This window comes from Halomonas sp. 11-S5, from assembly GCF_029889825.1.
In the GTDB taxonomy this organism is placed as follows: domain Bacteria; phylum Pseudomonadota; class Gammaproteobacteria; order Pseudomonadales; family Halomonadaceae; genus Halomonas.
Map to the genome: position 1 here is coordinate 1 of NZ_JARANW010000032.1, position 26404 is coordinate 26404.

The following is a 26404-nucleotide window of genomic DNA, read 5'->3' on the forward strand; positions in this document are numbered from 1 at the left end:
CCCAACAACCGATCGACTCGCTTGATGGTGTGCTTGGTATCCGCCGGCCCCGGCAAGGCACGGCCCAGGGCGGTCAAGCCCAGGCGGCGCTCGCCCAGCAGAGCACCGACCATGTCGAGCAGTGCCTGCAGGCGTTTGGCATGGATCGAGGGGAGTGATGAGGTCAGCAGAGTATGCAAGAATCGAGGGGCCTGCATGGGTCCTCCTTAGGCATATTGTTTGTTTGGCGATTAACAACATGCCGACCCATGCAGGCCTTTTCAATCATATCATTCTGATTTTCTTATATATTTCGTGGGGATCCCTCAGGCTCCACCTGCTCATGAATTTTGCGGCATATTGACCTCTGCTCTGTCAATTTTGGCAGCGGAAGCATGATATTTTCGAACCGCTCCCACTCAAGCTTTTTGGTGCCATGCGCAGATGAATCTATGTAATTAAATATCGCACCCTTTATCCCTGAGAGTAGCAACAACATGTACTCTGAGGACATTTTCTCACTGGGTGTAACCGCCTTCATATCTTGATTTATTGTCAGAGGAGCTTCAGCAATTGCTACCGGGACTGAATGAGCCAGGATCATACCCCTCACAACGATAAGCACTGCCCCCGAATTTATCATCGACAACCCCGTTTCAGACAGGGCCTTCTCGGTTATGTGATCAGAGGAGTCACTGACTCTTTCTTTTTTCATGTCTTTTGGGGATACCCAAGGGATCTTCCCATTCCAGAAATCTAACCGTTCCTTCGCGGGTGTAGCACCACCTTGCACTGTAACTATCTGCTTTAGTCGGAAGACCTCCCAGTGCGCTGGCACTTCTCCCAGCCACTCCACTCCGGAGTCCTTCATCGGGACATTGGGGTCCATCCCCTTGGTGACGGCATGGGAAATCACCGCCTGACGCTTCTCCTTGAGTAGCTCGATCAGGCGCTGCTGCTGCTCCACCAAGGCGTCGATGCGGGCGGTTTCGTGATCCAGAAAGGCAGATACTCCCACCTGTTCATCATGTGGTGGTAGAGCTACAACTCTTGTCCCCATCGCAGACAATGGGATTCGAGACCGAGTTGATCCTGTTGAAAGCAGGCCTGCATCAGCCTCAGCGCCGGCTGACAGTTGGTAAGCCAAAAAATCAGGGAGTACTCGCGTATTATCCAGCCTGAACCTAAAACAGTCGGCTTTAACCATTGCTGGGGCAACACCGCATGGAGCAACACATGCACGCCCTACTACGTTGTTGTCATCACCCAGACCAGCAACAAGGAGATCACCACCAACCACATCGCTCCTAGATATTTCGCGGTAGTAATAGTCAGCATCGATATAGGCTGCGTCCCGACCATTGAAGGAGTTTTTCTTAATGTTCTGCAGCCGGATGACACGCACACCGCTATCACGATAATGCTCTGACTTTATGGCTGATCCGAATGGGCCATCACATTTCTCACGTGATATTCGGCTGAGCTTTAGCTTTTCCCAATGCGCCGGCACCTCCCCCAGCCACTCGACGCCGGAGTCCTTGTGCTCGGGGTATTTCGGGAAGCTCATGCCTTCACTCCTTCCCTTGCATTTGCCATCAACTCTCGATGGGAGGATTCGACAAGCCAACCACCGGACACAAAAAACCCGCCAGAGTGTGCTTCATGGAGAGGCATGGCGGGTGTGTCGCCCACCATGCTGGAGTGAAGTAGCCTGACCGTCAACACCCGCCCTACATGGCTATAGCTCCTCATGCCGACAGCTCCTCGATCATCTGCTTGATCCGGTCGGTGCAGGCCTTGAGGTCGGCGTCGATCTCCTCCAGCGGGCGTGGCGGGGAGAACTGGTAGAAGTGCCGGTTGAAGGGAATCTCGAAGCCGACGATGCCGATGCGACCATCCAGCGGGTCGCGTTTCTCCTCGTCGATCCAGGCGTCGGGGACGTGGGGCTTTACCTCGCGCTCGAAGTAGTCGAACACCGACTCGTCCAGCGGCACGTTCTCGTTATCGCGCAGGCCGGTATCGGACTCCGGGTTGCCGTTCTTGTCGAGGCAGATGTCCGCCTCCGGGTCGCGTTCGGAGAGGGCGTTGAGAATGGCCTTCTGCACCGGGGCGCCGACCTTCACGCCTGCCGCCTTGAGCGCGGCCTTCAGCGCCCTGGTGAAGGCGTCGCGGTTGGTGAACTGCTTCTCCGGGTCCAGGGTGGCACAGGCGGCCTTGATCGCCTCGCGCTCGCCCTCCGCGAGCTTCTGGAGCGGCTTCTCGTCATCCAGCCGGGCCAGGCGCTCGGGGCTCGCCTGGAAGTTGAGGCGCAGCGGGCGCTCCACGGTGATGCGCCGGTAGCCGAAGGCCTCCACCGGGAAGCGCTTGCTCTCCTCGCTCTCCTGAAAGGCGCCGTAGAGGCGCACGATCTCCTCGATGTCGCGGTCGGCGACGAACTGACGCTTGCTGCCCAGCGACTTGCGCATCTTGCTGGCCCGGCCGGTGGCGTCGATCAGCTGCACCTGGCCGCGGCGCTCGGCGGGCTTGTGGTTGGAGAGGATCCACACGTAGGTGGCGATGCCGGTGTTGTAGAAGAGGTCCGTGGGCAGGCCGACGATGGCCTCTACCAGGTCGTGCTGCAGCAGGTAGCGACGGATCTCGGACTCCCCGCTGCCGGCGCCACCGGTGAACAGCGGCGAGCCGTTGAGGATGATGCCGATGCGCGAGCCGCCCTCCTGGCGGGGGCGCATCTTGCTCACCAAGTGCATCAGGAACAGCAGCGAGCCGTCGGAAACCCGCGGCAGGCCGGGCCCGAAGCGGCCCTCATACCCTTTGTGGTTGTGCTCGTCGGTGATCGCCTTCTGCACCTTCTTCCACTCCACCCCGAAGGGCGGATTGGAGAGCATGAAGTCGAAGTGCTCGGCGGGGAGCTGGTCGTCGGAGAGGGTGTTGCCGAGCTTCACCTGGTCCACGCCCTGGCCCTTGATCAGCATGTCGGCCTTGCAGATGGCGTAGGACTCGGGGTTGAGCTCCTGGCCGTGCAGCGAGACGCTCATGCCGCCGCTGATGTGCTGCAGGTAGTCGTCGCTCTCGGAGAGGAAGCCGCCGGTGCCCGCGGTGGGGTCGTAGACGGTGACGATGCCGCCACTGGCGAGCTTGTCGTCCTGGCCGGTAAGCACCAGGGAGGTGGTCAGGTGGACAATGTCGCGCGGGGTGAAGTGCTCCCCCGCCGTGTCATTGGAGCTCTCGGCGAACTTGCGGATCAGTTCCTCGAAGATCGCCCCCATGCCGTAGTTGCTGACCCGCGCCGGGCTCAGGTCGATGGCGGCGAAGCGCTGCACCACCTGGTAGAGCAGGTTGCCGGCATTGAGCTGCTGGACGAAGCTTTCGAACTCGAAGTGCTCGAAGATCTCCCGGGCGTCCTGGCTGAACGACTGCACGTAGCTCATCAGGTCGTCGGCAGTCTGGGTGTCGGAGAGGCTACCCAGGGTCAGCGGTGAGGCGTTGAAGAAGGGTTGCTTGGCCGCGCGCAGCAGCAGCTTCTCGCGCACCGCCTCGGGCTTGGCCTGGTGGGCCTGGGCCGCGGCCAGCACCTCGGCCTTGGTGGGCTCCAGCACGCACTCCAGGCGCCGCAGCAGGGTGAGGGGCAGGATGATACGACCGTACTGGGACTGCCTGAAGTTGCCGCGCAGCAGGTCCGCCACGGACCAGATGAAGGCCGCCAGCTGAGAGTGACTCTCCGTGTTCACGATGCTTCCCCGTGTTCTTGGTGCTGATGGTGATGAGTGCCGTCCATCATACACAGCGAGGGGGTGGCCACGAAGCTGCCAAGGCAGCGGCGCACTACTCCACCTGAGGAAGCCCGAACCCGACACCTGGAAGCCTGGGGAGGGGCTGGCGGGCTCCTTGGCCCTTTAACTTATAATAAAATAGTGTACCTATAGTACACCATAACAACGTTAGATAAAGAATTTTGCATTAATATCTTTGATATTATGGTAATATGTGCCCTATGAGTACACATAAAAAAGAAAAGCTAAAGAACACTCTCGAAGCCGTCCCTCCCGGCTTCATGGTCGATTCTGGCTGGCTGGAACGCCATGAGGTCAGCCGCTTCCTCGCGCGCAAATACGTGGATCGCGGCTGGCTGGAGCGGGTGACGCGCGGCGTTTTCCTGCGCCCATCGCCAGGTACGGGAAAGTCCGCCACCGTCGATTGGAAGACCTGCCTGCTCTCGGTACAGCACATCATGGAGTACCAAGTCCACATCGGCGGCATGTCAGCGCTCACGCTGCAAGGCTATGGTCATTATCTACGCTTGGGCAACAATGCTCCGGTTTGGGTCTATGGCGAAGACATGCCGAGCTGGATGCGCCGGTTACCACTGAACGCACCGCTGGTCACGCGCACCTCAGCCCTCTTCTCCGACCCGGCGCTCGGCCTAACCAAGGATAACGCCAAGACCGAGAGCACCCTGCCCTGGAACTGGCAACTGAGGATGTCATCACCTGAACGGGCGATCCTGGAAGTCATGGACGAACTGCCCGGCCATGAGAGCTTCCACAATCTCGATATGGTGTTCGAAAGCCTGACGACCCTGCGACCGCGCACCCTGTCGGCATTGCTGCATAGTTGCAGGAAGATCAAGGCCAGGCGGCTGTTCTTCGTCTTTGCCGACCGCCACAACCACCCTTGGCGAAAACGGCTGGACCCGCAGGAATTCAACCTCGGAAGCGGCGACCGCGATCTGGTCAAAGGCGGCACGGCCATCAACCTGTTCTACCGCGACCTGCCACGCCTGTCTGTCGATATCGACCTGACCTATCTGCCGGTCAAATACCGTGCCGACAGTCTTGCCGAAATCAACGAAGCGATGGATCGCATTGCCACTGCCACCTCGGGGGTGGGTCAAAAGCGTTGGTAGATACTGGGTCAGTTTACTTGGCCATTAACAGCGATGCGAGCACGAATCCCGGCAAGTACACTGAAGCGACTGGAGGTCTTGGAACAGGCACGTGGTCAAAGAAAGGTCGTGGCCTTGTTCCCGGAGTTGATGCCCGTTGACGAGTGGGGAGCCATTGCCGCCAGCATGCAAGCGGAACTGAAAGCTAACATCAAGAAGGACTGCCCGCCACAGTACGACAAGGGAGACTTGAGTCATCTCGTTCTTGTCGCCACCGGGTAGACATATCTCCGTCTGCGGGAGGGGCGTAGCCCGCTAAGTACCAGTACACATGTACTAGCCTGGAAGGATTATGCGTTATCTGGCAGGCAAACCTGCGCCCACGTTTCCCCAATATTGCTGTCTTTTTCTTCAATAAACGTAGTCTGGCCGTTTGAGATGAACCGCTGAAAGCCGGTATATGCTCCAAGGCTGTTTTTTGAGTTGACCTGCCCGCAGACAACGGCACCGCCTTTCTCCGTCTCGTTGAAAAATACATCCCTAAACTGTGCGGAGTCAGGGTCTTTCAGGGAAGCGGCCACAGTCTTCTTCGCATCATATACGAGATCACGTTCATAGCTCGCTTGAGCGCGACGTTCTGCCTCCCTCTCAATCTCGGCCTGTTGCTCTGATGACAGAGGCGGCTCTGCTTTTGACGGTGATGTATCCAGGTTGCCTTGGCCAACCATATAGAAAACATACCCAATGACGCCAACCAGCACCCATACCAGAAGCGATGTCCGCTTCGGTGCCTTTGCCCCACAATGCGGGCATTTCTTAGCCTTGGTGCTGACTTGCTTGCCGCACTCTTTGCAGTTTTTTACCGCCATACCCCTTCCCCTGAGTCCTAAGCCTGCATCGATAGTTGTTTTGAATTACATGGACGTGCCTATAGGCCGTGGACTATAGGCTACAATAAATCAGAATTTCCTGCATGGAAAATGCAGATACGCCCAATTACAGTCTTATTTTCGGACAGGCCTTAAAGGCCCGCCGGATGGCGTTGAGCGTATCTCAAGAGGAACTGGCCTACAGAGCGGGAGTAGACAGGACGTTCGTATCTAGAATCGAACGGGGTATCCGGCAGCCGACTATAACTACCATATTTTCGCTTTCCCAAGCCTTGGAAATATCCGCTTCTGAGCTGGTTAAAGATGTTGAGTCGCTGGTAGGGCAAGCGGCTGGGCTCTAGTCGCCCCACATTAACCGCCCTATACCCTAAGAGCTGTCGTTTGCGCTCGCTGTGCGCTGGCACAGGCGACGATCGGTAGGTCACCAGTACGCTAGCGGCGGTGGCAGGTGATCGTGCAGCCTGCGCTCGCTGCTAAACCTTTATCGGGCCGAACATTCCGGTGTAGATGAGCGAGTTCCAAATTTTCTTGATGGCTTGCCCAGTCTCTTGGTTGACGAACAGTGAGGAGCGGGCACCGTGTGGGCGGCCAAGGAACAAGTCGCGCATTGACTCCCATGTCTCGGCTACCTCTGACGACCTCCAGCAAGGAAGCTCCTGCTCAAGTATCAGCGGCATCGCTATGGCGAGCGGAATAGTTCCGTCCATTTCGAGAGGCCTGTTCCATTCGCATTTAACGAGTATCGGAGTCGTGCTCGGGTTGTAGAACTCCACATCCAAGCGTTCAGCTGTAATGTTGGCGACATGATGAAGCGGCAGCGCGTTCACAGAGTCGATAACTTTTTGACCATCATGGTAAGGACAGGTGATAAAGCCGTTTGCGAAGAAGCGGGTGTGGTCTAGTCCCTTGTAGCCACAGCGATCACTTGGCGCGATCACAGGATGGCGAGGGTCGTGATTGCAGACCAGCGGGTGCCAAGTGGGGTAGGTGTCAACTACAGGTCCAAGCTCATCCACAATATCCATGAGGGCTTCCTTGCTGCGTGCCCTTACGGACTCATCCGCATCCCTTGGCCTTGGCACAAGGTAGGCCTCTACTTCTTCATATCCGATACGTGCTGCTTCGTCTGCTCGAAATGCCATGGTTCACCTCTCAATCGTGAGTACCAGTGCATAATATATCTTTTCTGTGCATAAAGAAAGCAATTCATGCAAGAGGCGGTGATATTGTGTCTCATGACAGCCGTGTAAGCGCGTGTAAGCGCGGTGCAGCGGCTTGAATTTTAGGTAAAGAAAAAGCCCCAGACCGCGTGATGTGGGGCTTTGTATGGTGGGCCTTGCTGGACTTGAACCAGCGACCAATCGATTATGAGTCGAGTGCTCTAACCAACTGAGCTAAAGGCCCGAAACTGTTTTTGCCGCTTACATAGCTGTTACATTGGCTTTTCGGCTTTAGCGCTTACATGTGGTAAGCGGCTGTATTTACTCTGCTTTCTCTCTCCATCCAGCCGTTAGCGCATTCTATTATGAGTCCCCTGCTCTAACCAACTGAGCTATAGGCCCTTGCAGCGGATGGCGCCGAGCGGCGCCGCCGTATGATAGCGAATGGCGATGGAGGTGACCATAGCCGGCCGCCCTTGGCAGGCCGAATCTCCGCCGCGGCACTTCCTCCCCCGGCCGTGGTCTGCAGGTGGCCTGCCCTTCTGGAGATCGACCGGTGCGACCTTTCCCTCCTTGCCGTTTCCCTGCCCTTGGCACTGCCCTGTTCGCCCTGCTGCTGGCCCTGCCGGCGGCGGCCGCCTGGGAGCTGGACCCGGAGCGCTCGCGGGTGGCCGCCACCGTGGTGCAGATCGCCCCGACAGGCCCCATTGCTCATCAGCACGAGATGCGTCGCCTAGCCGGCACCGCCGAGGCGGACGGCACCCTGCGCCTGCCCTTGCGGCTGGCCCAGAGCGACGTGATCGAGCGCTTGGGGTCGCTGCCGCCCTGGCTCTCCGGCCTCACCGAGCAGCCCCTGGCCACCGTGACCACGCGTTTCCCGCCCCAGCGGCTGGAGGCGCTGGCCGTGGGCGAGTCGCTGGTGGAGGTGCTCGAGCTCTCGGTGCAGTCCGGCGGCACCACCCACCGCGAGCCGCTGGCGGTGCGCTTCACCCGCGAGACGCCAGGCCGGGTACGGGTCACCAACGCCGAGCGGGTGGCGCTGGATGGCCGCGAGCTGATGGCCAACCCGACCCTGCGCTCGGTGCTGCTGCTGCTCGGCTACGAGCAGATCGGCGACGAGGTGCCGGTCCACCTCGACGCCGTGCTGCTGAGGCGCTGAGCCGGGGACGGGTCAGGTCGCGGAGACCTCGAGGATCGTGAAGGGCGCCTCGCAGGCGTGGCGCTCGTCGCGCTCGTCAACGCTGCCCAGGCCCAGGTTGCGGTCGTTGTCGTAGGCGACGAACAGGCGATCATGGTCCAGCACCGCCAGGCCCTCGGCCTTGTGCTCGAACTCCAGCGGCAGGCCCGCCGGGGTGGTCACCAGGGTCGGGCGCCGGCCGGCCCGGAAATCCTCCAGGCCGATCTCCCACAGGTAGCCGCCGATGCGCTCCTCGCCGGCTTCCTCCACCTCGAAGCTGTTCAGCAGGTAGAGCCGAGCGTGGTAGGGGTCGTACTCCAGGCTCGAGAGGCCGCAGTCGTAGCGGACCGACGGATGCTCGCCCGGGTCGAAGGCATAGTGCTCACGCAGCGCATCGAGGAACACCAGGTTGCCGCTCTCGCTGATCTCGTAATGGGCCCCCACCACCCGGCTCACGTAGGCGAAGTCGTCATGGGTCTGGCCCTGCTCCCGCACGCCGAACAGCAGCAGGCCGTCGCCCCGCTCGCCGGGGATCGCGGCGAGCCCCTCGATCTTGTAGTAGGGAAAGCCGATGGCGGCGTTCAGCTTGTCGCGCAGTTCCAGCGAGCCCGCCACGCCGTCGCGCGGATCGGGGTCCACCACCTGCACCCGGTCCGGCTCGCCCAGCGGCCAGATCAGCAGGTGGTTGTAGTCGTTGAGGGCGTGGCTCTCGTCGTCGATGCGATCGAAGCCGGTGGTGGCCAGCACGTGCCGGCCATCGGCGGTCAGTGCGAAGTCCTCGTACTTCTCAGCCTGCTTGACCAGCGGCTGGGTGAAATAGGTCAGCCGACTGTCGTCGGGGCCCTCGGGGGTGAGGGGCACGGCGAACACCGCCGAGCGCGCCTCACCGGGGATCGGCTTGTCGCTGGCCATCAGCAGGCGCTCGCCATCGTAGGCCACCGCCGAGACCTCGGCGTTCACCAGCCGCCCCTTGGCATCCTTGAGGCCCGCGGGAAAGCAGTGGATGGTTCCCTGCTGCAGGATCCTGGCACTCACCATGTCGTCACCCTCTGGATTTATAGACGCCTCACCCTACTACGCTGAAACCTGCGCCGGGAACCGCTGGTCAGCCGCCGCGACGCCCCTTATCGATAATGATTATTGTTTGTATAATGGCGCTTTCCACGGATCCGGTGGTCTCGCCATGCCCTCTTCCCTGGCCCGGCTCTATGTCGGCCCCCTGCAGCACCTCACCCCGCCGGCGATCGCGCCGGTGGCGCCCGACGGCATGCCGGCCCGTGAGCTGCTCGACCCGGCACGCCTGGCGGCGCTGCTCGAGCGCTTCGGCGCCCGGTATGGCCACGGCGACCGCCGGGCGGTGGCCTCGCTGTGGTCGAAGTGGCACCTGAGCCCCCTGGTCGCCCACGCCCTGGCCGCCAACCTGCTGCTCGAGCGCGACCTGCCGCTGGACCTGTACGAGCTCCATCTCCAGCAATCGCCAGAGGGACAGACCACCGGCCTGGTGCTGCCCCATGTCGGCCGCCACCTGGCCGAACTCGCGCCCCATTCGCGCTTCGCCACCCTGCTCGACGGCCACCTGACGCCGCTGGTCGAGGCCCTGGCCACGGCCAGCGGCGCCTCGCCCAGGGTGTTCTGGAGCAACGCCGGCAACTACGTCGAGCACTTCGCCGGCGCCCTGGCCGACCATCCCATGGCCGCAGCGGACGTCGCTGAACCTGCCCGGGCGCTGCTGGCGAGCCGCACCCTGCCGGACGGCCGACGCAATCCACTCCATCGCCCGGTGCGCTACGTCGAGGGCGAGGACGCCCCCCCGCGGCGGGTGCGTCGCCTATGCTGCCTCCGTTACCTGATCGACGAGCTGGGTGTGTGCGGCAACTGCCCGCTGGCCTGCCGCCACGAGGTCCGCGCCGCCGAGACGCCCTGACCGCCTCACCAACGCCAGGGCCCACCCCGTTGCGGGATGGGCCCTGGTGGTACGCCTTGCTTCGGGCTCAGTAGCGCCAGGTCAGGTTGGCCATGACATGGCGCGGCGCGCCGTGGAAGGCCTGGTCCCACTTGAGGCTGGTCAGGTACGCCTCGTCGGTGACGTTGTTGAGGTTCAGCGAGGCGGTCAGGCTGTCGCTGAAATCGTAGCTCGCCATCAGGTCGACCAGGGCGTAGGCCTCCTGGCGGGTCTTGCCCTCGGCGAAGTCGCGGTCGCGCTCGATATCGTCCTGCCAGCGCAGCCGTGCGCCCACCTTGAGGGCATCCAGGGCAGCCGGACGATAGCTGGTGGTGGCACGCACCAGGTGACGTGGAATGTAGGTGTTGGTGGCCTCGCCGTCAGCGTCCTCGATCTCCAGGTAGGTATAGCCGACGCTGGCCTGCCAGCCCGGGGCGAGCTCGCCTGCCAGCGTAACCTCGACCCCCTCGCTGGTGATGCCGTCGGCCCCCGTGAAGAAGGCGGTGCCGTCGGGCCGGGTGCCCGCCGGCTGGGCCACGTTGTCCTGCTCGGTGCGGAACAGCGCCAGCGAGGCATCGGCGCCGCCGTCGAACAGCTCGGCCTTGAGGCCGACCTCCTGGCTGACGCCATCGACGGGATCGAGGTAGTCGCCGTTGCGGTCGATCTCGGTCTGCGGATTGAAGATCTCGGTGACGCTGGCGTAGAGGGACGCCGAATCGGTGACGTCATAGATCAGGCCGGCATAGGGGGTCAGCTCGTTGTCGACGTCGGTCTCCTGGGAACTGCCGTACTGCTCGCCAACCGCGTCGGCCCAGCTCAGCCGGGCACCCGCGACCGCGGTCCAGCGCTCGGCGAGGTCCAGCCTGGCCGCGCCATAGACGCTGCGCTCCTTGACCGTGGCATCGCCGTCGGTGCCGGGGAAGGCCACCCAGGCATCGGGTTCGGGGTAGCGACCGTTCCAGTCGTCCAGCGGCGGCAGGCCCTGGCCGCCCGCATCGAAGTCCGCCGTGGGGTAGCGGGAGCGCTGCTGGTTGCGGCTCTGGCTCCAGTCGCTACCTACCACCAGCTGGTGGCTGCGCCCGAACGCCTCGACGTCGCCCTTGGCATGCAGGTCGGCCACCCACTGCTCCAGGTGGCGGTCGTAGCGGCTGAGGGTCAGCTGGTCGTCCGAAATGCGACCGGTGGCGGCATTGGGCGTGCCGTAGATATAGAACAGCTGGGTGTCGGAGAGCATGTCCAGGTGGGTGAGCGTGCCCTTCAGCGACCAGCGATCGCCGAGTTCCTGCTGTACCTCGAGGAAGCTGCGGTGGGTCTCCACGTCCCAGTAGGACCAGTCGGGCGCCGAGGAGGTCTCGACGTCGTAGTCGGTGGGGTTGCCGGCGGAATCATAGAGCGGCAGCGAGCCCCACATGTTGCCGTCGGTGTCGTTCTGCTGCCAGGTGTGGCCCAGGGTCACCAGGGTGCTGTCGGTGACATCGGCCTCCAGCACGCCGTAGAGCAGCCTCCGCTCGCGGCTCAGCCGGTCCAGGTAGGCGTCGCTCTCCATGCCCGCCGCCACCAGGCGCCCGCGGACGCGCCCCGCGTCGTCCAGCGGCCCGGCGACATCGGCCTCCAGGCGCCGCTGGTCCCAGGCGCCGACGCTCGCCGAGACCGAGGCCTGGGGCACGAAGGTGGGCCGCTTGCGCACGAAGTTGACCGTCGCCGCCGGGTTGCCCGAGCCCGACATCAGGCCGGTGGCGCCGCGCACCACCTCCACCCGGTCGTAGATCGCGGTGTCCATGTCGCCGTGCACGTTGTTGTAGGGCATCGGCACGCGCAGGCCGTCGACCTGGAAGTTGGATATCTCGAAGCCCCGTGCCGTGTAGTAGGTGCGGTCCGTCTCCAGGCGCTCCACCGTGACCCCGGGGGTGCTCTCCAGGACGTCATTGGTGGTGTCGAGGTTGAAGTCGTCGATCTGGGCGCGGGTCACGGTCGAGACGGACTGGGGCGTCTCGCGGGGCGTCAGGTCGAGCCTGGTCGCGGTGCTGGTGAGCGGCACCCGGTATTGCTCCGTGCCCTCGGTAATCACCGACAGGGCCTCAGCCTCGACGGTGAGGGTCTCCAGGTCGGTGGCCGCCTCCGGGGCGGTCGCCCCCTGCTGGGCCAGGGCCACCGGGGAGAGCAGCAGGCTGCCGGCGGCGGTCAGGCCCAGGCAGCCACGGATGGCGCGGAGCAACGGTGGGATGTCGCCACGGCGGCGGGGAGGGAATGGCATGGGGGATGAGCCTCGTGTCATGGGATCGAATAATTATGATAATGATTCGCATCACGTTTAACAACGATGATTCATCCCGCTCATGCCACGGGGCCATCCCCGGCCCCGATGCCGTCACGCCAGGGGAGCGTCCGCCGCCTCGATCTCGCCGGTCTGCACCCGCCACTGGGCGGCATAGCGCCCGTTGCCCGCCAGCAGCTCGCCATGGGTGCCGCGCTCGACCACCCGACCGCCGTGGACCACGGCGATCTGGTCGGCATGGACGATGGTCGAGAGCCGGTGGGCGATCATGATCACGGTGCGCTGGTGGGCAATGCGCTTGAGCGAGCGCTGGATGGCCGCCTCGGTCTCGTTGTCCACGGCGCTGGTGGCCTCGTCCAGCACCAGGATCGGCGGGTCCTTGAGCAGCGCCCGGGCCAGCGAGAGGCGCTGGCGCTGGCCGCCGGAGAGGCGCACGCCGCGCTCCCCCACCGGGGTGTCGAGCCCCTGGGGCAGCGCCTGGATGAACTCCCACGCCTCGGCGGTCTGTGCCGCGGCGATGATGTCGGCCTCCGGAGCATCCGGCTTGCCGTAGGCGATGTTGTCGCGCACCGGGCCCTCGAACAGGTAGACGTCCTGGCTGACCAGGCCGATGGCCCGGCGCAGCGAGGCCAGCTCGAGCTCGCGGACCGGCTGGCCGTCGATGCGGATCTCGCCCGCCTGGGGGTCGTGGAAGCGCAGCAGCAGCTTGATCAGGGTCGACTTGCCCGAGCCGGTGGCGCCGACCAGCGCCAGGGTATGGCCCGCCGGCACGGCCAGGTCGATGCCCTGGACCCCGGCCCCGGCGTCGCCGTAGCGGAAGGCCACCTCCTCGAAGCGGACCTCCCCGCGCACCGGCTCGGCCAGCGCCCGCCCGCCGTCGTCGCGCACGCGGATCGGCGTGGCCAGCAGGTCGAGGATGCGCCGCGTGCTGGCCATGGCGCGCTCGAAGAGGTCGATCACCTGGGCCAGGCCGGTCAGCGGCCACAGCAGCCGCTGGGTGAGGAACACCAGCACGCCATAGGCGCCGACGTTGAGCTCGCCCTTCAGCGCCATCATCCCGCCCACGGTGAAGGTGGCCAGGAAGCCGGCCAGGATCGCCATGCGGATCACCGGGATGAAGGCCGAGCTGATGCGGATGGCCCGGCGATTGGCCTCCACATAGGCCTCGCTGGCCTGGCGCAGCCGCTCGGCCTCGCGGGCCTCGGCGGTGAAGCTCTTGATGGTGGCGATGCCGGCCAGGTTGTTGGAGAGCCGGCTTGAGAGGTCGCCGACCCGCTCGCGCACCTCGGCGTAGAGCGGCCCGGCCTTGCGCTGGAAGTAGAAGGCGCCCCACACGATCAGCGGGATCGGCGTGAAAGCGAGCAGCGCAATCAACGGCGAGAGCACGAAGAACACCGCCCCCACCGCCACCACGGTGACGCCGACCTGGATCATGGCGTTAGCACCGCCGTCCAGGAAGCGCTCGAGCTGGTTGACGTCGTCGTTCATGGTCGCCACCAGCTGGCCGGAGCTCCTCGACTCGAAGAAGTCCATGTCGAGCCGCTGGGCATGCTCGTAGGCGTCCTGGCGCAGGTCGGCCTGCAGCCGCTGGGCGAGGTTGCGCCACAGTACCTGGAAGAGGTACTCGAACAGCGACTCCCCGGCCCAGATGAAGAAGGTCAGCGCGCCGAGGATCAGGATCTGCTCGCGGGCGGACTCGAAGCCGAGCCCCGCCACGAAGCTCTGCTCCTGGTTGACCACCACGTCGATGGCCACGCCGATGAGGATCTCCGGGGCGATGTCGAACAGCTTGTTGATGACCGAGCAGGCACTGGCGGCGATGATCCGGCGGCGATAGCCGCGGGCATAGCGCAGCAGGCGCGCCAGGGCCCGGAAGCTGGAAGTGGTGGCGTCAGGCATGGGGATCGGGGGTCCTGGAGGGTGAAACGCCACAGCATACCGGTAAGGCGGCCGTCCCGAAACAGATCTTATTGATAACCATTATCACCAGGGGTAAGGTAGCGCCCATCGCCCACCCCGCCCGGGGCCCGCCGAAGGAGCGTCCTGCATGTTCGAACTGCGCGGAGCCGGTTTCACCGTCAGCGACCGGCCGCTGCTCGCCCCCACCGACCTGACCCTGGAGGGCGGCCGGGTGCATGGCCTGATCGGCCACAACGGCTCGGGCAAGTCGACCCTGCTCAAGCTGCTGGCCCGCCAGCAGCCGGCGAGCCAAGGCGAGCTGGCCTTCGCCGGGCGCCCCCTGGCCCGCTGGGGGCAGCGAGAGTTCGCCCGCCGCGTGGCCTACCTGCCCCAGCAGCTGCCCGCCACCGAGAATCTGCTCGGCCGCGAGCTGGTGGGCATGGGGCGCTACCCCTGGCGAGGCCTGCTGGGCCGCCACACCCGCGAGGACGAGGCGGCCATCGAGCGGGCTATTGCTGCGACCCACACCGAGGCCTTCGCCGAGCGCCTGGTCGACACCCTCTCCGGGGGTGAGCGCCAGCGGGTCTGGCTGGCCATGCTGCTGGCCCAGGGCAGCGACTTCCTGCTGCTCGACGAACCGCTCGCCGCGCTGGACATCGCCCACCAGGTGGAGGTGCTGGCGCTGATCCGCGAACTCAGCCAGACCCTGGGGCTCGGCGTGGTCATCGTGCTCCACGACGTCAACATGGCGGCACGCTATTGCGACCACCTGGTCGCCCTGCACGGCGGGCGCGTGCTGACCCGGGGCACCCCGGCCGAACTGATGGACGAGGCCACCCTGGAGGCGATCTACGGCATTCCCATGCGCGTGATGGCGCATCCCACCGGCCACCATCCCGTCGCCCTGGTCCATGCATGACGCGCCCGCCCGGCTGCTCCGCGGTCTCGTCCCTACGCTGCTGCTGGCCCTGGCACTCTTGCCGACGCCTCGCGCCCTGGCCGAGCCGGCCATTGCCACCCTCGACTGGACCCTGGCCGAGACCCTGGTGGCGCTGGGCGTCACGCCGGCCGGGGTCGCCCAGATCGATGCCTACCATGCCTGGGTCCGCGCGCCGCGCCTGCCCGAGGCCAGCGTCGATCTCGGCCTACGCAGCCAGCCCAACCTGGAGCTGCTGGCGAGCCTCGCGCCCGACCACATCCTGATCTCGCCGATGTTCGCCCACCTGGCGCCGCGGCTGTCGCGCATCGCCCCGGTAACGACCCTGCCGCTCTACTCCCCGGGCCGCGAGCCCTGGCCCCAGCTGCACGAGCTGACCCGCGAGGTCGGTCGCCTGGCCAAGCGGGAGGCGGCCGCCGAGCGACTGATCGCCGAGACGGAGACGCGATTGGCGGCCCTGCGGCAGCGGCTACCCGCGCGGGTGCCGCCGCTGCTGGTGGTGCAGTTCATGGACGAGCGCCACGTCCGGGTGTTCGGCGAGGGCGGCCTCTACCAGGCCGTGATGGCCCGCCTGGGGCTGGAGAACGCCTGGCGCGGCGAGACCAACGCCTGGGGCTTCTCGCTGGTGGGCCTCGAGCAGCTGGCCGGCCTGGAGGCCCGGCTGGTGGTGGTCGAACCCTACCCGGTGGGCGTCGAGGCCGCGCTGGCCGACAGCGGCCTCTGGCAGCGGCAGTCCAGCGTGCGCGATGACACCCTGATCACCCTGCCCCCGGTATGGAGCTTCGGCGCCCTGCCCTCGGCGCAGCGCTTCGCCGACCACCTGGTGGCCGCCCTGGCGGAGGCGCCCCATGACGACTGAGACCGCCCACCGCCACGCCCCTGCCCTCGTCTGCCTGCTGCCGGGCCTGGCGCTGCTGGCCCTGATACTCGGCTCGCTCGCCGAGGAGGGGCTGTTCGATGGCCTGCGCGCGCTGACGACGGTGACGCCGGCCAGTGCAGAATCACTCGTGCGCCACTACAGCTGGTGGCCGCGCCTCGCCATGGCGTTGATGGCCGGCGGCGGCCTGGCCCTGGCGGGGGTGCTGATGCAGCAGGTGCTGCGCAACCCGCTGGCCGCGCCCACCACCCTGGGGGTGGCCAGCGGCGCCAACCTGGCGCTGATGGCCGCCACCCTGCTCGCCCCCGGCCTGCTGCTGGCCGGGCGCGAATGGGTGGCCCTGGCCGGCGGCGCCGGCGCCATGGCGCTGGTCTTCGCCCTGACCTGGCGCCGCGGCCTCTCCCCCGCGGTGGTGGTCCTCGCCGGCCTGGTGGTCAACCTCTACGCCGGGGCCCTGGGCATGGTGCTGCTGCTCTTCCACCAGGAGACCCTCAAGGGGTTGCTGATCTGGGGCGCCGGCTCGCTGGCCCAGAATGGCTGGCATGACGCCGCCTTCCTGGCCCCGCGGCTGCTGCTGGGCGGCCTGGCGGCCTGGCTGCTGCTGCGGCCATTGACGGTGCTCGAACTCGACGATGCCAGCGCCAGGAGCCTGGGCGTCTCGCTGAAGCATCTGCGCCTGGCGGGGCTGGGGCTGGCGGTCTTCCTCACCGGCTGCGTGGTCAGCGTGGTGGGGGTGGTCGGCTTCATCGGCCTGGCGGCGCCCAATATCGTGCGCCTGGCCGGGGCGCGCCGCCTGGGGGCTCGGCTCCTCTGGTCGACGCTGCTCGGCGCCCTGCTGCTGGCCACCACCGACCTGCTGCTGCAGCGCTTCGCGGGCACCCTGCCCACGCTGATCCCCACCGGGGCCACCACCGCCGCCCTGGGGGCGCCGCTGCTGCTGTGGCTGATTCCCCGGCTGCGCCTGGCGGCCGGCCGCCCGTCCGCCAACGCCACGGCCCTGGCGCCGCGCCACCCGGCCCCCGGGCGCCTGGCCGCGGGGCTGGCGCTGGGCCTGCTCGTCGCAACCCTGCTCGGGCTGCTGCTGGGCCAGGCGGCCGGCGGCTGGTTCGCGACCCTCGACGAGGCGGTGCTGGCGTGGCGCTGGCCGCGGCTGCTGGCCGCCGCTGCCAGCGGGGTGATGCTGGCCATCGCCGGCACCCTGATCCAGCGCCTCACCGCCAACCCCATGGCCAGCCCCGAGGTGCTGGGCATCAGCGGCGGCAGCGCCATGGCCCTGATCGCGGCGCTCTTCCTGCTGCCCGCTCCCGGCAACCTGACCCTGGTCGCCGCCGGCACCCTGGGGGCACTGGCCAGCCTGGCCGTGCTGGTCGTGCTCAACCGGCGCAGCGGCTTCGTGCCCGAACGGCTGCTGCTCAGCGGCGTGGCCATCACCGCCCTGTTCGACGCCGTGCGCGCCATCGTGCTGGCCGGCGGCGACCCTCGCGGCCAGCAGGTGATCGCCTGGCTATCGGGCTCCACCTACTATGTCGACCCGGTCAGCGCGGCAGTGGTCGCGGGCCTCGCCGTGGTGCTGGCCCTGGCGGCCCGCCCCTTCGCCCGCTGGCTGGATATCCTGCCGCTGGGGGCGGCCACGACCGCGGCGCTGGGCATTCGGGTCGAGCGGGCCCGGCTGGCGCTGCTGCTGCTGGTCGCGCTGCTGACCGCCTGCGCCACCCTGGTGGTGGGCCCGCTCTCCTTCGTCGGCCTGCTGGCGCCTCACATGGCGCGGCTGGCGGGCTTCTCCCGGGCCCGCGCCCACCTGCTGGGGGCCGCGCTGATCGGCGCCCTGCTGATGGTGCTGGCGGACTGGCTGGGCCGCCAGTTGCTGTTCCCCGCCGAGATCCCCGCCGGCCTGGTGGCCTCGCTGCTGGGCGGCGCCTACTTCATGTGGGGCCTCGGTCGCCGATGACCGGGCCCGCGGCGGGCTCGCCATTGAACTCGCCGGCCGCTGACCACACTAACCAGGTGAGGCGTCGACAGGCGCCATGGATCACAGGGCCCTTCACGGATCACAAGGAGTGAACGCATGGCCGAACACAAACCGCTGAATCACGCCATCAGGCAGGCCACCCTCGGGGCGCTGCTCGCCGGCGGTCTGGCCGTCACCGGCAGTGCCCTGGCCCAGCCCCAGGGCCTCTACTCGGCCGACGAACTGCTGGATGCCGATGTCTACGCCACCTCCGGCAGCGAACAGATCGGCGAGGTCGAGGACATCCTGCTCGACAACGACATGCAGGTCCGCGCCCTGGTCATCGATACCGGCAACCTGTTCGACTTGAAGGGCGACCAGCATTTCGTCATCGAGGCCGGCAAGTTCACCGTCGAGACCCAGAACGGCAACAGCCTCGAGGAGATCGACTACCGGGTGAATGTCGACCTCAGCGAGGAGCAGATCGCCCAGCAGCCGCAGTACACCAACGACTGGTGGCAGAACGCCCGGGAAGGGGCCCATCAGGCCTGGGAGAGCACCAAGCAGGGCGCAGCCAGTGCCTGGGAAACCACCCAGGAAGGGGCGTCCCGCGCCCTGGACCACATCGGCGAGGCCCTGGAGAACGTCGGCGAACGGACCCGCGAGGCCGCCGACCGACCCGTCGAATAACGGCCCGGCTGCCCTCTGCCTGCCAAGCCTGGTCATCGACCGGGCTTTTTGCTGGGCGCCAGCTACGCGTTCTACTCTGAAGAGGCTGGCGTTTCGATCCTTGGCCCCGGCTCGTGCCGGGGCCATTTCCTGCCGGGGTCACGCCGAAGTTGCCCTGAAGGGCCTGCATTCACGACAATACGTGGGCTCCTCCCACCGCCACGCAAGGATGCCGCCCATGCTCGCCGAACTCTTCGCCGTGATGGCGCCCGTGCTCACCGGCGCAGGGCTCGGCTTCATCTGGGTGCGCCTCGGCCACGACTTCCCGGTGGCCTTCGTCACCCGACTGGTGTTCAACATCGGCACCCCGGCCCTGGTGCTGGCTTCGCTTGCCGGCGCCGAGATCGACGCCGGCAGCTTCGGGCGCACCATGCTGGCCACGGCGCTGGTGCTCACCGCCATGGCCGGCATGGCCTTCCTGCTGGCCCGGCTGCTGGGCAAGGACTGGCGGGTGCTGCTGGCCCCCACCATGTACCCCAACACCGGCAACATGGGCCTGCCGGTGGTGCTCTACGCTTTCGGCAGCGCCGGCTTCGCCTTCGGCATCACGGTGATGGTCACGGTCTCGCTGTTCCAGTTCACCCTGGGCACCCTGCTGGCGAGCCGCGGCAACCCGCTGAAGTCGCTGGCGAAGACGCCGGTGGTCTACGCCATCCTGATCGCCCTGGGGCTGCTGCTCACCGACACCGACCTGCCCCGCTGGCTCGCCAACAGCGTCGATCTGATCTCGGGCTTCACGGTGCCGCTGATGCTGATCACCCTGGGCGTCTCGCTGGCCAGCATCCATGCCCGCAACCTCGGCTCCGGCATCGGCTTCAGCCTGCTGCGCATCCCGGTGGCCGCCGGGATCGCCTGGGGCATCGGCACCCTGCTGGCGCTTCCGCCCATGGCGCTGGCCATCCTGGTGCTGCAGATGAGCATGCCGGTAGCGGTGTTCAACTACCTCTTCGCCCAGAAGGCGGGCCGCGAGCCGCAGTACGTGGCGAGCCTGGTGTTCTGCTCCACCCTGCTGTCGCTGGTCTACCTGCCGATCCTGCTGGCGATCCTGATGTAGCTTCCCGACGGCCAGTGGCTGCTCACCGAGTGTCCGGGCCGCCTGGTGCCCGCCGACTGACCATGACGAGGGCCGAGCGGACGCGGCCCGTCGTGGGCCAAGAGGTGGCCAGATTCGACACATGGGCCACCCTTGCGCCACCCTGAAGGGCTTCGATACCCGGGGTTTTAATTTGAATGATCATTCAAAAACCTCTAGGGTAGTTCCCACTCCATCGTCACCTGATGCCGCTGTCAACGCAGCAGCGTGGCATCATGACGTCATTTACTTACGTCACGACACTCGACCCTTCGGCGCTTCCCGCCCGGTGGCGGAGAGCCGACAAAAGGCAGAGCCAATGAACGAGAACCGAAACGTCAAGATTCGGGTACGCAACCTGAGCAAGGTCTTCGGCAACCAGCCGAAGAAGGCGCTCGAACTGCGCAACCAGGGCCTGAAACGTCCCGAGATCCTCGACAAGACCGGCCAGACGCTGGGGCTGTCGAACATCGACTTCGATGTCTACGAGGGTGAGCTGCTGGTGATCATGGGGCTGTCCGGCTCGGGCAAGTCCACCCTGATCCGTTGCCTCAACCGCCTGATCGAGCCCAGCGAGGGCGAGATCGTCATCGACGGCGAGAACATCCCCGAGCTCGGTGAAAAGGCGCTGCTGGAATGCCGCCGTCGCCACTTCTCCATGGTGTTCCAGAACTTCGCGCTCTTCCCCCATCGCACGGTACAGCAGAACGCCGAGTTCGGCCTCGAGATCCGCGGCGTGGACAAGCAGGAGCGGACCCGGGTGGCCCGCAACGCCCTTCACCAGGTGGGACTGGACGGCTGGGAGGATGCCTTTCCCAATCAGCTCTCCGGCGGCATGCAGCAGCGCGTGGGGCTGGCCAGGGCACTGGCCAACGACTCGACGGTGCTGCTGATGGATGAGGCCTTTTCGGCGCTGGATCCGCTGATCCGCGGCGACATGCAGCAGGAGCTGCTCGAGCTGCAGCACCGCATGCAGAAGACCACGGTGTTCATCACCCACGACCTGGACGAGGCGATCAACATCGGTGACCGCATCATCCTGCTCAAGGATGGCGAGATCGTGCAGATCGGCACGCCGGAGGAGATCCTCACCCATCCCGCGGACGACTATGTGGCACGCTTCATCGAGGGCGTGGACATGTCCAGGATCCTCACCGCCGAGCACGCCATGCGGCCGGTGCGCGCGACCGCCCGCGAGGAGGACGGCCCACGCACCACCCTGCGCAAGATGAGCGAGAACGGGCTGGACTCCATCTACGTCACCAGTCGCGACCGCAAGCTACAGGGACTCGTCGTGGTGGACGCCGTCGAACAAGCCGCCAAGGAAGGCAAAGAGAGCATCCATGACATCATGACCCAGGACTTCCGCGCCGTCGGCCCCGAGGAACCGCTGCACAACCTCTTCGCCATGTTCAGCGAGAAAAGCTTCCCCATCGCCGTGGTGGACGACAGCCACAGGCTGCTGGGCGTGGTGGTTAAGGGCGCCGTCCTCGACGAGCTGGCCCGGGCCGCCGAGCCTGCTGAGGTGAGAGAAGACGGCAACGAAAAGGCGAACGAAAACATGGCAGCGGCAGGAGACGCATGATGGCTATCGAGATTCCGAGCATCCCGCTGGGCGATTGGATCGAGGGTGGCCTCGACTGGCTGACCAGCGAATACTCCGTCGTCACCCGCGCCATCTCCCGGGTGACCCAGACCGGCATCGACGGGCTCAACGATGGCCTGATGTGGCTGCCCGAGTGGGGCCTGCTGGCGATCATTGTCGGCCTCTGCTGGTGGGTGGCGAGCCTGCGCCTGGGCATCGGTGCCGCTCTGGGCCTGGCGCTGATCTGGAACCTGGGGCTCTGGGAGCCGATGATCGAGACCCTCACCCTGGTGGTGATCGCCACCTTCGTGGCGGTGGTGATGGCCCTCCCCGTGGGCATCGCCGCGGCACTCTCGGAACGGCTCTACAAGACCATCATGCCGATCCTGGACTTCATGCAGACCATGCCGGCCTTCGTCTACCTGATCCCGGCGATTCCGTTCTTCGGTATCGGTTCGGTATCGGCGATCTTCGCCACGGTGATCTTCTCGATGCCGCCGGCGATCCGCTTTACCACCCTGGGTATCCGCCAGGTACCGGTGGAGCTGATCGAGGCCGCCGATGCCTACGGTGCCACCCGCAGCCAGAAGCTGATCAAGGTGCAGTTGCCGATGTCGCTACCCACGTTGATGGCCGGCATCAACCAGACCATCATGCTGGCGCTCTCCATGGTGGTGATCGCCGCCATGATCGGCGCCGATGGCCTGGGCAGCGAGGTCTGGCGCGCCATCCAGCGCCTGCGCCCCGGTGACGGCTTCGAGGCCGGTATCGCCGTGGTGATACTCGCCATGCTGCTCGATCGCGTGACCCAGTCCCTGCGCAAGGGCCGCAAGTCCTGATTGTTGAGGTAATCACTTGAAACCCCCTGGCGGTACCTCCAAGGTAGGTGGTTGAACATCAAGAGAAGGGGAACACCATGAACAAGCACCCGCTGAACCGTCATATCCGTCTCGCCGGGCTGGCCATGGCCGCCGGCACCGCGCTCGCCGCCGGCGCCGCTCAGGCCCAGGACAAGGGCAGTGTGCACCTGGCCTACGTGGAATGGGCCTCTGAGGTCGCCTCCACCAACGTGGTACGCGCCGTACTCGAGCAGCAAGGCTTTGAGGTGGAGATGACCTCCCTCTCCGCCGCTGCCATGTGGCAGGCCGTGGCCAGCGGCGATGCCGACGCCATCGTCGCCGCCTGGCTGCCCACCACCCACGCCGACTACATGGAGCGCGTGGGCGACGAGGTCGTCGACCTGGGCCCCAACCTCGACGGTACCAAGCTCGGCCTGGTGGTACCGGCCTACACCAGCGTCGACTCCATCGCCGAGCTCGACGCAAACGCCGACGCCTTCAATGGCAAGATCACCGGCATCGATCCGGGCGCCGGCATCATGAGCCTCACCGAGGAGGTCGTCGAGACCTACGAGCTCGAGGAGATCGACCTCCAGAGCGGCAGCGGCGCCACCATGACGGCCGCGCTGGACAGCGCCATCAACAACGAAGAAGACATCGTGGTCACCGGCTGGACGCCGCACTGGATGTTCGCCCGCTGGGACCTCAAGTACCTCGAGGATCCGGAGAACGTTTACGGCGGCGCCGAGCAGATCCACACCATCGTCCGCCAGGGGCTCGAGGAGGAGATGCCGGAGGCCTACGCGATCCTGGACGCCTTCGAATGGACCCCCGAGCAGATGGGTGAGGTCATGCTGATGAACCAGGCGGACGACGCCGACCCCTACGAGAACGCCAAGCAATGGGTCGAGGAGAACCAGGACGTGGTTCAGGAGTGGCTGCCCGAATCGTAAGGGCATGCCGAGCTTCGCCTGTCCGGCGATGCTGACCGCATCGAGCGCAAGGGGAGGCACCGCAGGGTGCCTCCCCTTCTTGTTGTCGAGGCGACCAATCTTGACGAGTTCTGTCGCCCAATGCAGACAGGTCCACTGCAATCCGCGGCGAGGATGGGTACGATGGCCGCTCGAGATGTACAGTACCGCCGTTGAATCGTCGCCTGGCAAGGTGGCGCGGAACGGTCACACTGAACAGACTCGCAGGACCTTCGTGGCCAACAAGGAGATACAGGCATGTTCCACAAGATCATGGTGCCGGTTGACCTGGCACATCTCGAGCTGATCGAGCCGTCGCTGCAGGCGGTGGCGGATCTTGCTCGCCACTATGATGCCGAGATCTGCTACGTGGGGGTGACCGCCAATACGCCTGGCAGCGTGGCGCGTACGCCCCAGGAGTACACGCAGAAGCTCGAGGCCTTCGCCCAGGAGCGGCACAAGGTCCATGGCCAGCCGGTCAGCACCCATACCATCGTCAGTCCCGACCCGATCGCCGATCTCGATGACGACCTGATCGAGGCCATCGACGAGGTGGGCGCCGACCTGGTCGTCGTGCCGACCCATCCCCCCAAGCACCTGGACGTGATCATGCCGTCCCACGGTGGGAAGATCGCCACCCATACCAAGGCCTCTGTATTCCTGGTACGTCCCGGCGCCGGCGAATAAGCCGGATCAGCGAAAGCAAGCACATCAATAACTGCAAGGGAGATGTCTCGTGGCTCAAGATCCTCAAGACGAGAAACCCCAGGAGCCGAACACCGGCTCCGAGGGGATTCCCGCCCCGCAGGGGGCGGCGAATCTCATCGATACTGACTACGTGATCGGTCAGGACAACATCACCGCCTCGCCGCTGGGCGTGAATGTGGACCTGCACGGCAAGGTCTTCATCTTTTCCTCGCTAGTGATCCTGTTCTTCGTGATCATCACCCTGGCCCTGCAGGATCAGATGGAGCCGATCTTCAACAGCATGTTCAGCTTCCTGACCACCAAGTTGGGCTGGTTCTTCCTTCTCAGCGCCAACGTCTTCGTGATCCTGGCGATCGTGTTGATCTTCACGCCAATGGGCAAGGTGCGCATCGGTGGTGCCGACGCCAAGCCGGACTTCGGCTATCTCGGCTGGTTCTCGATGCTGTTTGCCGCCGGCATGGGCATCGGCCTGATGTTCTACGGCGTTTCGGAGCCGCTGACCCACTTTGGCACTTCCATGGGGGGTATCAGCATGGGCGAGGATGGTATACGTACCGACTGGGCCCCGCTGGGTGCTGCCGAAGGTAACCAGGCCGGCGCCATTAGCTTGAGCATGGCGGCCACCATCTTTCACTGGGGCTTTCACCCCTGGGCCGCCTACGCCATCGTCGGCCTGTCGCTGGCGATCTTCGCCTTCAACAAGGGCCTGCCGCTGACCATGCGCTCGATCTTCTACCCGATCCTCGGGGAGCGTGTCTGGGGCTGGCCGGGGCATGTGATCGATATCCTGGCGGTGTTTGCCACTCTGTTCGGCCTGACGACCTCGCTGGGTATTGGCGCTACCCAGGCGGCAGGTGGCCTCAACTATCTATTCGGCATACCCAACACCGATACCACCCTGGTGGTTCTGATCATGGGCATCACTCTGGTGGCACTGGGCTCGGTCATGCTCGGTGTCGACAAGGGCGTGCAGCGTCTATCACAGATCAACATGGTGCTCGCCGCCCTGCTGCTGTTGTTCGTGATCTTCGTCGGTCCGACGCTGATGATCGCTACCGGCGTGCTCGATAATCTGATCAGCTACGTTACCCACCTGCCGGCGCTCTCCATGCCGTTCGGGCGCGAGGATGCCAACTTCAGCCAAGGCTGGACGGCCTTCTACTGGGCCTGGTGGATCGCCTGGTCGCCCTTCGTCGGCATGTTCATTGCCCGCGTCAGCCGCGGCCGCACCGTGCGTGAGTTCCTGATCTCGGTGTTGCTGGTGCCGTCGATGGCCTCGGTGGTATGGATGACCGCCTTCGGCACCACTGCCATCGACCAGGTGATCAACCAAGGCATCACCAAGGTGCAGGATGCCGCGCTGGAGCTGCAGCTGTTCACCATGCTGGAGTATCTGCCGCTGACGGCCATCACCTCCTTCATCGGCATTGTGCTGGTGATCGTGTTCTTCATCACCTCGTCGGACTCCGGCTCGCTGGTGATCGACTCCATCACCGCCGGCGGCAAGGTGGACGCTCCCAAGCCCCAGCGTATCTTCTGGGCGCTGATCGAAGGGGCAGTGGCCATCGCCCTGCTGCTCGGCGGCGGCCTCGCCGCCCTTCAGACGGCGGCCCTGACCACCGGCTTGCCCTTTACGCTGGTGCTGCTGGTGGGCTGCTACGCCATTGTCAAGGGACTGATGAGTGAGCCGAAAGCCAAGTAACCCGGAATCCACCGGCCGCGATACGGCCAACAAGACTCAGCGAGGCGGTCCCAGGGCCGCCTCGCTGCGTTCGGGGGGGGATCACACGAATGCCTTGCCGCCGATCAGCTCCAGAACGCACTCACCGGCGTCGTCGGGCTGTAGTGGCGGGCCATCTGGGCCTGCAGCAGCTCGGCGGTGGCCAACGCATCGATCAGCGCATGGTGCCCCGCATAGACGGGCAGGCCATAGCGCGCGCGACTGTCGTAGAGGCGGATGGAGGCCGGCGGCCTGCCGATCCAGCGCTTGAAGCGGGCCAGCAGGGACTGGCGATGAATGCGTGCCTCCAGCGACATGGTATCGATGACCGGGAACATCACGCCCTCCCCCACCCTGGCCTTCACTGCCGCGTCCAAGAAGGGCCGCTCGATATGCCGGTAGTGGACCACCACCAGGCGCCCCGCCAGGGCCTCGAACAGCTCGCCGAGGATCTCGTCGAGATCCGGAGCCCGGGCGATGTCGGCGTGGGTGATATGGTGAAAGGTCACCGACTCCTCGCTGAGCGGGCGCGGGGGCCGCACGACCCAATAGCGGCGCCGTGACAGGGCGATGCGCCCTAGGGTGAAGGGCACCACGCCGATGCTGACGATGGCGTGGCGCCGCTCGTCCAGTCCGGTGGTCTCCATGTCCAGGGCCACCATCGGCGCCTCGCCGATGGGAGTCTCGGGGGCCGGTAGGCCGGCGGCGAAGTAGCGGGCCAGGCGTGGGTCTCTGACCGCCTCGGCGCGGCCGGCCAGGTACCCCGGCCAGCCCGGGGTGGGTGCGGAGGCGCGCGGGCGCAGGCGCATCACGG

The 26404-nt window shown here is 65.4% G+C and carries 21 protein-coding genes, 1 tRNA gene and 1 pseudogene; 13 read left to right on the forward strand and 10 right to left on the reverse strand.

Going from position 1 to position 26404, the window contains the following annotated elements:
* From OP497_RS15970 to OP497_RS15980, 3 genes and pseudogenes are all read right to left on the reverse strand, one after another.
* A pseudogene (locus OP497_RS15970) lies at positions 1-197 on the reverse strand (IS4 family transposase); the annotation flags it as partial.
* A gap of 86 nt (positions 198-283) precedes the next feature.
* Positions 284-1546: a restriction endonuclease subunit S gene (locus OP497_RS15975; RefSeq protein WP_280550180.1), complete on the reverse strand. Its 1263-nt coding sequence runs from the start codon at positions 1544-1546 to the stop codon at positions 284-286.
* A gap of 181 nt (positions 1547-1727) precedes the next feature.
* On the reverse strand, positions 1728-3707 hold the full coding sequence (locus OP497_RS15980) for a class I SAM-dependent DNA methyltransferase (RefSeq protein WP_280550182.1): 1980 nt from the start codon (positions 3705-3707) through the stop codon (positions 1728-1730).
* A gap of 263 nt (positions 3708-3970) precedes the next feature.
* Between OP497_RS15980 and OP497_RS15985 the strand changes: the two genes are divergently transcribed.
* A complete protein-coding gene (locus tag OP497_RS15985; protein WP_280550184.1) occupies positions 3971-4882 on the forward strand; it encodes a type IV toxin-antitoxin system AbiEi family antitoxin domain-containing protein in 912 nt (303 codons plus the stop codon).
* 329 nt (positions 4883-5211) lie between these two features.
* Here OP497_RS15985 and OP497_RS15990 read toward each other — a convergent pair whose 3' ends face one another.
* The 3 genes from OP497_RS15990 to OP497_RS16000 all read right to left on the reverse strand — a co-directional run bounded on the left by OP497_RS15990 (position 5212) and on the right by OP497_RS16000 (position 7155).
* Positions 5212-5730, reverse strand: coding sequence for a hypothetical protein (locus OP497_RS15990; RefSeq protein ID WP_280550186.1), 519 nt, complete (start codon positions 5728-5730; stop codon positions 5212-5214).
* A 494-nt stretch (positions 5731-6224) separates the two neighbouring features.
* Positions 6225-6893 (reverse strand): hypothetical protein, encoded by a 669-nt coding sequence (locus tag OP497_RS15995; RefSeq protein WP_280550188.1) that lies wholly within the window; start codon positions 6891-6893, stop codon positions 6225-6227.
* A gap of 185 nt (positions 6894-7078) precedes the next feature.
* A tRNA-Ile gene (locus OP497_RS16000) sits at positions 7079-7155 on the reverse strand.
* A gap of 312 nt (positions 7156-7467) precedes the next feature.
* On the opposite strand from OP497_RS16000, the gene OP497_RS16005 reads away from it, so the two are divergent.
* Complete coding sequence (locus OP497_RS16005) at positions 7468-8070, forward strand: hypothetical protein (protein ID WP_280550190.1); 603 nt, start codon at positions 7468-7470, stop codon at positions 8068-8070.
* A 12-nt stretch (positions 8071-8082) separates the two neighbouring features.
* On the opposite strand, the gene OP497_RS16010 is transcribed toward OP497_RS16005, so the two are convergent.
* Positions 8083-9126, reverse strand: a complete 1044-nt coding sequence (locus tag OP497_RS16010; protein ID WP_280550192.1) for a hypothetical protein — start codon at positions 9124-9126, stop codon at positions 8083-8085.
* A 145-nt stretch (positions 9127-9271) separates the two neighbouring features.
* Between OP497_RS16010 and fhuF the strand changes: the two genes are divergently transcribed.
* Positions 9272-10012, forward strand: coding sequence for a siderophore-iron reductase FhuF (gene fhuF, locus OP497_RS16015; RefSeq protein WP_280550194.1), 741 nt, complete (start codon positions 9272-9274; stop codon positions 10010-10012).
* Positions 10013-10079: 67 nt separating this feature from the next.
* Here the strand turns inward: fhuF and OP497_RS16020 are convergent, their stop codons facing one another.
* Both OP497_RS16020 and OP497_RS16025 read right to left on the reverse strand, forming a co-directional pair.
* Positions 10080-12284 carry a TonB-dependent siderophore receptor gene (locus tag OP497_RS16020; protein WP_280550196.1) on the reverse strand — a complete coding sequence of 735 codons (2205 nt, stop codon included), beginning with the start codon at positions 12282-12284 and terminating at the stop codon, positions 10080-10082.
* A 114-nt stretch (positions 12285-12398) separates the two neighbouring features.
* Positions 12399-14204 (reverse strand): ABC transporter ATP-binding protein, encoded by a 1806-nt coding sequence (locus OP497_RS16025; RefSeq protein WP_280550199.1) that lies wholly within the window; start codon positions 14202-14204, stop codon positions 12399-12401.
* Positions 14205-14352: 148 nt separating this feature from the next.
* Between OP497_RS16025 and OP497_RS16030 the strand changes: the two genes are divergently transcribed.
* The 10 genes from OP497_RS16030 (at position 14353) to OP497_RS16075 (ending at position 25572) form a co-directional block, all read left to right on the forward strand.
* Positions 14353-15123, forward strand: coding sequence for an ATP-binding cassette domain-containing protein (locus tag OP497_RS16030; protein WP_280550201.1), 771 nt, complete (start codon positions 14353-14355; stop codon positions 15121-15123).
* Positions 15116-16000: an iron-siderophore ABC transporter substrate-binding protein gene (locus tag OP497_RS16035; protein ID WP_280550203.1), complete on the forward strand. Its 885-nt coding sequence runs from the start codon at positions 15116-15118 to the stop codon at positions 15998-16000. Before OP497_RS16030 ends, OP497_RS16035 begins: the two co-directional genes overlap by 8 nt.
* Positions 15990-17966, forward strand: coding sequence for a Fe(3+)-hydroxamate ABC transporter permease FhuB (gene fhuB / locus OP497_RS16040; RefSeq protein ID WP_280550204.1), 1977 nt, complete (start codon positions 15990-15992; stop codon positions 17964-17966). The genes OP497_RS16035 and fhuB overlap by 11 nt, the downstream gene beginning before the upstream one ends.
* 117 nt (positions 17967-18083) lie before the next feature.
* Positions 18084-18656: a PRC-barrel domain-containing protein gene (locus OP497_RS16045; RefSeq protein WP_280550205.1), complete on the forward strand. Its 573-nt coding sequence runs from the start codon at positions 18084-18086 to the stop codon at positions 18654-18656.
* A 217-nt stretch (positions 18657-18873) separates the two neighbouring features.
* Positions 18874-19749, forward strand: coding sequence for an AEC family transporter (locus OP497_RS16050; RefSeq protein ID WP_280550207.1), 876 nt, complete (start codon positions 18874-18876; stop codon positions 19747-19749).
* 337 nt (positions 19750-20086) lie between these two features.
* Positions 20087-21352, forward strand: a complete 1266-nt coding sequence (locus OP497_RS16055; protein WP_280550209.1) for a glycine betaine/L-proline ABC transporter ATP-binding protein — start codon at positions 20087-20089, stop codon at positions 21350-21352.
* A 5-nt stretch (positions 21353-21357) separates the two neighbouring features.
* Positions 21358-22191, forward strand: coding sequence for a proline/glycine betaine ABC transporter permease (locus tag OP497_RS16060; protein WP_280550232.1), 834 nt, complete (start codon positions 21358-21360; stop codon positions 22189-22191).
* Positions 22192-22268: 77 nt separating this feature from the next.
* Entirely contained in the window at positions 22269-23144 is an 876-nt protein-coding gene (locus OP497_RS16065) for a glycine betaine ABC transporter substrate-binding protein (protein WP_280550211.1), read from the forward strand.
* Between the two features lie 276 nt (positions 23145-23420).
* A complete protein-coding gene (locus tag OP497_RS16070) occupies positions 23421-23849 on the forward strand; it encodes a universal stress protein (protein WP_280550213.1) in 429 nt (142 codons plus the stop codon).
* Positions 23850-23898: 49 nt separating this feature from the next.
* A complete protein-coding gene (locus OP497_RS16075) occupies positions 23899-25572 on the forward strand; it encodes a BCCT family transporter (RefSeq protein ID WP_280550214.1) in 1674 nt (557 codons plus the stop codon).
* Positions 25573-25676: 104 nt separating this feature from the next.
* Here OP497_RS16075 and OP497_RS16080 read toward each other — a convergent pair whose 3' ends face one another.
* Positions 25677-26399, reverse strand: coding sequence for a 3'-5' exonuclease (locus OP497_RS16080; RefSeq protein WP_280550234.1), 723 nt, complete (start codon positions 26397-26399; stop codon positions 25677-25679).
* Positions 26400-26404: the final 5 nt, after the last annotated feature.

Bases quoted from the DNA above. Each gene is read 5' to 3' on its own strand.
- OP497_RS15975 (WP_280550180.1), bottom strand. From the start codon at position 1,546: ATGAGCTTCCCGAAATACCCCGAGCACAAGGACTCCGGCGTCGAGTGG.
- OP497_RS15985 (WP_280550184.1), top strand. From the start codon at position 3,971: ATGAGTACACATAAAAAAGAAAAGCTAAAGAACACTCTCGAAGCCGTC.
- OP497_RS15990 (WP_280550186.1), bottom strand. From the start codon at position 5,730: ATGGCGGTAAAAAACTGCAAAGAGTGCGGCAAGCAAGTCAGCACCAAG.
- OP497_RS15995 (WP_280550188.1), bottom strand. From the start codon at position 6,893: ATGGCATTTCGAGCAGACGAAGCAGCACGTATCGGATATGAAGAAGTA.
- OP497_RS16010 (WP_280550192.1), bottom strand. From the start codon at position 9,126: ATGGTGAGTGCCAGGATCCTGCAGCAGGGAACCATCCACTGCTTTCCC.
- fhuF (WP_280550194.1), top strand. From the start codon at position 9,272: ATGCCCTCTTCCCTGGCCCGGCTCTATGTCGGCCCCCTGCAGCACCTC.
- OP497_RS16020 (WP_280550196.1), bottom strand. From the start codon at position 12,284: ATGCCATTCCCTCCCCGCCGCCGTGGCGACATCCCACCGTTGCTCCGC.
- OP497_RS16025 (WP_280550199.1), bottom strand. From the start codon at position 14,204: ATGCCTGACGCCACCACTTCCAGCTTCCGGGCCCTGGCGCGCCTGCTG.
- OP497_RS16030 (WP_280550201.1), top strand. From the start codon at position 14,353: ATGTTCGAACTGCGCGGAGCCGGTTTCACCGTCAGCGACCGGCCGCTG.
- OP497_RS16035 (WP_280550203.1), top strand. From the start codon at position 15,116: ATGCATGACGCGCCCGCCCGGCTGCTCCGCGGTCTCGTCCCTACGCTG.
- fhuB (WP_280550204.1), top strand. From the start codon at position 15,990: ATGACGACTGAGACCGCCCACCGCCACGCCCCTGCCCTCGTCTGCCTG.
- OP497_RS16045 (WP_280550205.1), top strand. From the start codon at position 18,084: ATGGCCGAACACAAACCGCTGAATCACGCCATCAGGCAGGCCACCCTC.
- OP497_RS16050 (WP_280550207.1), top strand. From the start codon at position 18,874: ATGCTCGCCGAACTCTTCGCCGTGATGGCGCCCGTGCTCACCGGCGCA.
- OP497_RS16055 (WP_280550209.1), top strand. From the start codon at position 20,087: ATGAACGAGAACCGAAACGTCAAGATTCGGGTACGCAACCTGAGCAAG.
- OP497_RS16065 (WP_280550211.1), top strand. From the start codon at position 22,269: ATGAACAAGCACCCGCTGAACCGTCATATCCGTCTCGCCGGGCTGGCC.
- OP497_RS16070 (WP_280550213.1), top strand. From the start codon at position 23,421: ATGTTCCACAAGATCATGGTGCCGGTTGACCTGGCACATCTCGAGCTG.
- OP497_RS16080 (WP_280550234.1), bottom strand. From the start codon at position 26,399: ATGCGCCTGCGCCCGCGCGCCTCCGCACCCACCCCGGGCTGGCCGGGG.